Source organism: Arthrobacter sp. I3, assembly GCF_000520575.1.
GTDB classification, from domain to species: domain Bacteria; phylum Actinomycetota; class Actinomycetes; order Actinomycetales; family Micrococcaceae; genus Arthrobacter; species Arthrobacter humicola_A.
Genome location: NZ_KI914976.1, coordinates 84,226 through 90,888, shown reverse-complemented (window position 1 = coordinate 90,888; position 6,663 = coordinate 84,226). Strand labels below are relative to the sequence as shown.

The window sequence follows — 6,663 nt, the reverse complement described above, 5'->3', positions numbered from 1 at the left end:
CCGCGCCTGCCCGGTTTTAGCGCAGCGCGGTTCTAGCGCAGGCCGGTCTTGCGGTGCAGGGCCAGGTGGATCAGCTCGTCAATCAGGTCGGCGTAGCCCAGCCCTGAGGCCTTCCACATCTGCGGGTACATGCTCTTGGGCGTAAACCCGGGCATGGTGTTGATCTCGTTGATGATCAGTTCGCCATCAGGGGTGTAGAAGAAGTCAACCCGGCTTAGTCCCTCGCCGCCGACGGCGTCGAAAGCGACCGCGGCCAGTTCCCGGACACGGGCGATCGCTTCCTCGGGGAGGTCGGCGGGGCAGCTGAGGGCCGCGGCGTCGTCCACATATTTGGCGTTGAAGTCATAGAATTCATGGCCGCCGCCCGCGACGGAAATCTCGCCCGGCATGGACGTCCGGGGAGCATCGGTCCCCCGGCCCTCCAGCACGGCACATTCGATCTCGCGGCCCGGGATGCCGGCCTCGATGACCAGCTTGGGGTCGTGCTCGCGGGCGATCTCTATGGCGGCGTCGAGGCCCTCGAGGGAGTCCACCTTGGAGATGCCCATGGAAGACCCTGCCCGGGCGGGCTTGACGAATACCGGGAAGCCTAGCTGGTCCACGCGTTTGCGGACGGTCTCGGGATCGTTCCGCCATTGCCGGTCAGTCACGGCGATGTAGGGTCCCACGTGGAGCCCGGCCGATTCAAAGACCACCTTCATGAAGTGTTTGTCCATGCCGACGGCGGACGCGAGCACGCCCGCGCCCACGTAGCGGGTGTCGGACAGTTCCAGGAGGCCCTGGATGGTTCCGTCTTCGCCGAAAGGCCCGTGCAGCAGCGGGAAGACGACGTCGACGGCTCCCAGCTCCTGCGGGACGGTGTTCGGGGCTGCGACGATCAGCTGGTGCTCGCCGCCGATCTCGGCCAGGGTGACGGTCTGCGCTGAGGGGGCCACCTCGGGCAGCGACGAGGCGGAGAGCGACCACTCGTCTGTTCCGCCGGAGGCCAAAACCCACTGGCCGGTCTTGGCGATTCCGATCGGGATGACGTCGTATTTGTCCCTGTCGATGGCTCCCAGGACGCCGGCGGCTGTCACGCAGCTGACGGCGTGCTCGCTGGAACGGCCGCCGAACAGCACCGCCACGCGGGGCTTGGACTGGCCCGTACGGTCTTCTGTGATCATGTTCTTCTCTGACACTCTCAGTAATCGCCTTCGGGTTTCAGGTCCCGGGACAGCAGCAGCGGCCCCAGTTCGTCGACGGACAGTTTTCCGGCAAGGACCGCGACGACGGCGGCCGTGATCGGCATATCGACGCCGAGCTTTCCGGCGAGTTCGTGGACCGCCTGGCTGGATTTGATGCCTTCGGCCGTTTGCTTCATTTCGGCGGTGACCTGCTCGAGGGTCAGCCCCTTGCCAAGCAGCCTGCCGGCCGTGTGGTTTCGGGACAGGGGCGAGGAACAGGTGGCTACCAGGTCACCCAGTCCGGCAAGCCCAGCCATGGTCCGGGCTTCGCCGCCCAGGGCGAGTGTCAGCCGGGAGGTCTCCGCCAAGCCGCGGGTGATGACCGAGGCCTTGGTGTTGTCGCCCATCTGCTTGCCTTCACAAATGCCGACGGCCAGGGCAATGACGTTTTTGACGATCCCGCCGATTTCGACGCCGACCACATCGTTGGTGGTGTATGGGCGGAAATAGGGCGCGGTGCAGGTGCGCGCGATCCAACCGGCAGTGACCGGTTCCGTGCAGGCGACGACGGATGCCGTTGGTTCTTCCCGGGCGATCTCCATGGCCAGGTTGGGGCCGGATACCACGGCAACCCGGTCCGCCGGCAGGTCCAGCTCCGTGCAGATGACCTCGCTCATGCGGGCGTCGGTGTGGAGCTCGAGGCCCTTCATCAGGGACACCACGACGGCCCCAGGCGCCAGATGCTCCTTCCAGGCCTGCAGTTGCGGCCGCAGGGTTTGTGCCGGCACGGCCAGGATGACCAGCTCCGCGCCCGCCAGGACCTCGGAAACGTCCTTCGACGCTGTGATGCAGGACGGCAGCGTGATGCCCTTCAGATACTGCTCGTTGCGGTGCAGGGTGTTGATCTGGTCCACGACTTCGGGACGCCGGCCCCAGAGGCGGATGTTTCGTTCGACCCCGGAGGCGGTGGCCGCGTCAGCAACAACCTTGGCGAAGGTGGTACCCCAAGAACCTGCCCCCAGAACGGCCACTGTGGTGGCGGACCCGGATTCGCGGGCTGCCGACGTCCCTAGATCTGTCGTCACGTTGTGACGTCCGGGTCTATACGGCCGTGGGTTGGCTGGTTGTGCGCCGCCGGGTTCCAGCGTTGCGCGGGCGGTTGTTCTCCACGCAGTCCTGCCAGGAGGCCGGTGATGGCGTCCATGATGGCATTCGTGGCTGCGTCGAGCGTCGCCTTGTCCAGCGGGTGGCCCTCAAACGCGCTCAGGTCCACGGGATCCCCGACCACCAGGCGGGAGGTCTTGCGGGGGAAAATGTAGAAACGTTTCGCATACCGCGGGAAGACCTCTTGGGCACCCCAGTGGGCGATGGGCACCACGGGAATGCCGCTCTCCAGTGCCATCCGCGCTGCACCGGTGTGCCCTTTCATCGGCCAGAGTGCCGGGTCCCGGGTCAGGGTTCCCTCTGGGTAGATGATGATCGCCCCGCCTTCGTTCACGATCTCTTTGGCGAGTTGCAGCGAACGGTTCGCCCCCGTCGTCGAACGTTCCACCGGGATCTGCTTGGTGGACCGCAGGACGGCGCCAAGGACCGGCACCTTGAAAAGGCCGGCCTTGGCGAGGAAATGCGGCATCCGTTTCTGGTTGTAGAGCATGTGCCCCACCACCAGCGGGTCGATTTCCGTGCAGTGGTTGGGCGCGGCGATGAAGCCCCCGGCGGGGAGCTTTTCGAGGCCTTCCCACCTCTTTCCCATGAGGAGGTTCATCACGGGCCGGATGATCCCGGCGACTGTCACGAACGTGACGTGGCTCTTGGCCGATTCCTTCACGGGACCCCCGCTACTTGGCCGAGGTGATGTCGAAATCGGCGCCGAGGCCCGCGAGCTTCTCGGTAAAGCGCTCGTAGCCGCGGTTGATGATGTCGATTCCCGTGACGCGGGAGGTGCCGGTGGCGGCCAGGGCGGCAATGAGGTGGCTGAATCCGCCGCGCAGGTCCGGGACGTCGATGTCGGTGCCCTTGAGCTGCGCCGGACCGGAGATGACGGCGGAGTGCAGGAAGTTGCGCTGGCCGAAGCGGCACGGCACGCTGCCGAGGCACTCGCGGTGGACCTGGATATTGGCGCCCATGCGGATCAGTGCATCGGTGAAGCCGAACCGGTTCTCGTACACGGTCTCGTGGACAATCGAAACGCCCTCGGCCTGGGTCAGGGCGACGATGAGCGGCTGCTGCCAGTCCGTCATGAATCCGGGGTGCACGTCTGTTTCGAGGACCAGGGGGTTGAGCTTGCCGCCGCGGTGGTAGAAGCGGATGCCGTCGTCGCCGATGTCCATGCCGCCGCCGACCTTGCGGTACGTGTTCAGGAAGGTCATCATGTCCCGCTGGGTGGCGCCTTCGACAAAGATGTCGCCGCGGGTGACCAAGGCCGCGGAAGCCCAGGAGGCGGACTCGTTGCGGTCCGAGAGGGCGCGGTGATTGTAGCCGCCGAGGTCACGGACGCCCTCGATGCGGATGGTGCGGTCAGTCTGGACGCTGATGATGGCGCCCATCTTCTGCAGCACCGCGATGAGGTCCACGATTTCCGGTTCGGTAGCCGCCCCGGAGAGTTCGGTGATGCCTTCTGCGCGCGTGGCGCTCAGCAGGACCTGCTCAGTGGCGCCCACGGACGGGTAGGGCAGCGCAATCTTGGCGCCCTTGAGCCCGTTGGGCGCGGAGATGTGGATGCCGCCGGGGCGCTTTTCCACGACGGCGCCGAACTGGCGCAGGACATTGAGGTGGTAATCGATCGGACGGTCGCCGATCTTGCAGCCACCCAGGTCCGGGATAAAGGCCTCGCCGATGGCGTGGATCAGCGGCCCGCACAGCAGGATCGGAATGCGCGAATCGCCGGCGTGGGCGTCGATGGCCGTGCTGGAAGCCGTCTTGGCGCCCTTCGGGTCAAGCGTCAGATCGCCGGTCACGGGATCCTTGTCGACCCTGACGCCGTGGAGCTGAAGCAGGCTCGTGACAACCTCAACGTCCTTAATTTCAGGCACGTTGCGCAACACCGATGGCTCATTGCCCAAAAGGGCGGCAACCATGGCCTTGGGGACAAGATTCTTGGCCCCGCGAACGGTGACGCGGCCAGTTAGCGGGACGCCTCCGCGGATTGTCAGAACACTACTCATATACCGGTTTCCTCACGACTACTCGCCCCCAAATCCTTACAAAGGCTCCAGCTAAGCATAGGAGCATCCGTTACCGATCTGAAATACGGAGCGGTTCCAGGGGCCCCGTGTTGGTCCTTTCGGCACGGATGCGGCGGCGCTTTCGGGCCTGCGGACGTTGCATCGGGTGAGCGTTGAGGGTTTGCCCGTTGAAACGAGGACCGGACCGACTCCTGCGAAAAGGAGAACCCTTCGAATACGATCGTGTGATGCCTCGCCTTATCGCTCCGGACGTCAGTTATCACGCCTCCTGGCTGGAGGGATCCGCCGAATTTGACGGCGCCCACCGGGACGGCGCGGGCGCGGAGGACTGGCCACTGGAAGAACTCAAAGATGACCAGTCGTTCCTCCGCTTCGTCGATGCCCTCGTCAACGATGCCAGGCCGGAGAGCCCGAGGAAACCAGGGTACGTTCCCTGCACGTACCTGTGGATCGTGGACGGTGACACCTTCCTTGGCTCACTGGCCATCCGGCACGAGCTGAACGATTTCCTCCTCAACCAGGGTGGGCACATCGGCTACAGCGTGAGGCCCTCCGCCCGGCGCCGCGGCCACGCAGCTGCCGCTTTGACCAACGCCCTGCCAATTGCAAGGGAGCTGGGCATCGCCCGGATTCTCCTCACTTGCGATGAAGATAACGCCGGTTCAAGGGCCACAATCGAAAAGAACGGTGGCATCTACGAAGACAGCCGCAACAGCAAACGCCGCTACTGGATCGGGCCCGCCTAACCGGAAGCTCAAGTAGAAGGAACGGATCCCGGCGCCCGCGGCGTTCGGTACACAGGAGTTCGACGAGCACCCAGTGACGGTCCAGCTCAGTCCCAGGCACCGTTCGGCGGTCTGCTCAGGGGTCGGATTTGCGCGTAGATTGTTCACATCCGCTGAGGGCCCGCATATCAGCGAAACGACGTGGACAAGGATCCGGATGGGCCGGCCGTACCGCATTGACACTCACCAGCACATCGTTCCGCCCGGGTATGCGCGCTGGATGCTTGAAAAGGGCATCCGCCCCGGCGGCGTTGGCCTGCCGTCGTGGTCCGAACGCTCAGCGTTGAAGTTCATGGACAGGCACGACGTGCAGACCGGCATCTTGTCCCTGTCCACTCCCGGCGTGTACTTCGGGGACGCCGCGGAGGCACGGCGGCGGGCGCGGGAGATCAACGAATACAGTGCAGAGGTGGTCGCTGCCCGGCCTGAGCGGTTCGGGTTCTTCGCGACGCTCACGCTGCCGGACGTGCAAGGCGCCCTGGCGGAGGCCCAGTACGCCCTGGACACCCTGCTCGCGGACGGGATCGTATTGCTGGCCAACAACGCCGGCCGCTATCTGGGCGATCCTGGCTTTGAGCCTCTGCTGGAGTTCCTGCACCACCGCCGGGCCGTAGTGTTCGTCCACCCCGCTGAACTGCCCGGTCCGGCGGTGCCGGGCATACCCGCCTTTGCCGCAGATTTCATGCTCGACACGACCCGCACCGCTATCAGCCTGATCCTGTCCGGTGCGATGGAAAAGTTCTCGGGAATCAGGTTCATCCTGGCCCACGCGGGCGGCTTCGTGCCTTACATCGCCTACAGGATCCTGCTGACGATGCTCAACGATAAGGACCTGGCCCTCAGTGCACTGGCGGCGCTGGGAGATAAGAAGCAGTCCATCTTGCGGCGGTTTTATTACGACGTGGCCCTATCCGCCAGCCCGGCGGCCCTGCCCAGCCTGCTCGAGGTAGCTGACCCGGGCCGCATCACATACGGAACTGACTTCCCGTTCGCACCCTCTGCGGCGATCGATTTCCTGAATATGGAGTATGAGAATTATCCGCTGGACCCCTCCGTGCGCACAGCGATAGACCGCGGCAATTCCGAGGCGCTTTTTCCCCGGCTCAGGCCTGCGCAGACTTAGTTCATATATTGTGCGTGTTGCGCCCCCTGGCAGGCGGGGTTCGGTGGAGGACGGTTGAGTCTTTGGAGCGGGCACGTACGATCCGCAGGAAAGAATCTGATTGTCAGAGGTCCCTGAAACACTGAATTCGTGGACGGCAATCACGGGCCCGAAGTGGCTCCGGCAGGACACGGCGACGCCGGCTTCGGCCGCGCCGCGGGCGATGCCGCCGCCATTCCGGGCACCGCAGAGGCGGCCTTGAGGGGCCGGCTGGCCGCCGGACCGCTGGGCTTAGGCTGTCCGCCCACGGACAGTGCCGGGATCATTGACCGGATCCGGGAACTGGAAGACTGGAAGTCCGCCGCGTCCGCGGAACAGGCCCGGCTCGCCGTGGCCTTCGACCTGCTCCAACGCCGCGAACAAGCCCG

At 65.1% G+C, this 6,663-nt stretch carries 6 protein-coding genes and 1 pseudogene; 3 read left to right on the top strand and 4 right to left on the bottom strand.

What is annotated here, in order from left to right:
* Positions 1 to 32 precede the first annotated feature (32 nt).
* Genes Y706_RS0122460 through murA form a run of 4 tightly spaced genes read right to left on the bottom strand, consistent with a single transcriptional unit; the run spans position 33 to position 4,327 of the window.
* Positions 33 to 1,163 carry a D-alanine--D-alanine ligase family protein gene (locus Y706_RS0122460; protein WP_028278335.1) on the bottom strand — a complete coding sequence of 377 codons (1,131 nt, stop codon included), beginning with the start codon at positions 1,161 to 1,163 and terminating at the stop codon, positions 33 to 35.
* A 17-nt stretch (positions 1,164 to 1,180) separates the two neighbouring features.
* On the bottom strand, positions 1,181 to 2,248 hold the full coding sequence (locus Y706_RS0122455) for an NAD(P)H-dependent glycerol-3-phosphate dehydrogenase (protein ID WP_028278334.1): 1,068 nt from the start codon (positions 2,246 to 2,248) through the stop codon (positions 1,181 to 1,183).
* Entirely contained in the window at positions 2,245 to 2,991 is a 747-nt protein-coding gene (locus Y706_RS0122450) for a lysophospholipid acyltransferase family protein (RefSeq protein ID WP_028278333.1), read from the bottom strand. The genes Y706_RS0122455 and Y706_RS0122450 overlap by 4 nt, the downstream gene beginning before the upstream one ends.
* A gap of 10 nt (positions 2,992 to 3,001) precedes the next feature.
* On the bottom strand, positions 3,002 to 4,327 hold the full coding sequence (murA, locus tag Y706_RS0122445; RefSeq protein WP_028278332.1) for a UDP-N-acetylglucosamine 1-carboxyvinyltransferase: 1,326 nt from the start codon (positions 4,325 to 4,327) through the stop codon (positions 3,002 to 3,004).
* A 248-nt stretch (positions 4,328 to 4,575) separates the two neighbouring features.
* On the opposite strand from murA, the gene Y706_RS0122440 reads away from it, so the two are divergent.
* The 3 genes and pseudogenes from Y706_RS0122440 to Y706_RS29900 all read left to right on the top strand — a co-directional run.
* Positions 4,576 to 5,094 (top strand): GNAT family N-acetyltransferase, encoded by a 519-nt coding sequence (locus Y706_RS0122440; protein ID WP_028278331.1) that lies wholly within the window; start codon positions 4,576 to 4,578, stop codon positions 5,092 to 5,094.
* 196 nt (positions 5,095 to 5,290) lie between these two features.
* The gene (locus tag Y706_RS0122435) at positions 5,291 to 6,256 is read left to right on the top strand and encodes an amidohydrolase family protein (RefSeq protein ID WP_028278330.1); all 966 of its coding nucleotides are present in this window, start codon (positions 5,291 to 5,293) and stop codon (positions 6,254 to 6,256) included.
* A 129-nt stretch (positions 6,257 to 6,385) separates the two neighbouring features.
* Positions 6,386 to 6,663 (top strand): annotated as a pseudogene (locus Y706_RS29900) (HNH endonuclease); the annotation flags it as partial.

Excerpts from the sequence above, each read along its gene's own strand:
- Y706_RS0122460 (WP_028278335.1), bottom strand. The coding sequence starts at position 1,163 with ATGATCACAGAAGACCGTACGGGCCAGTCCAAGCCCCGCGTGGCGGTG.
- murA (WP_028278332.1), bottom strand. The coding sequence starts at position 4,327 with ATGAGTAGTGTTCTGACAATCCGCGGAGGCGTCCCGCTAACTGGCCGC.
- Y706_RS0122440 (WP_028278331.1), top strand. The coding sequence starts at position 4,576 with ATGCCTCGCCTTATCGCTCCGGACGTCAGTTATCACGCCTCCTGGCTG.
- Y706_RS0122435 (WP_028278330.1), top strand. The coding sequence starts at position 5,291 with ATGGGCCGGCCGTACCGCATTGACACTCACCAGCACATCGTTCCGCCC.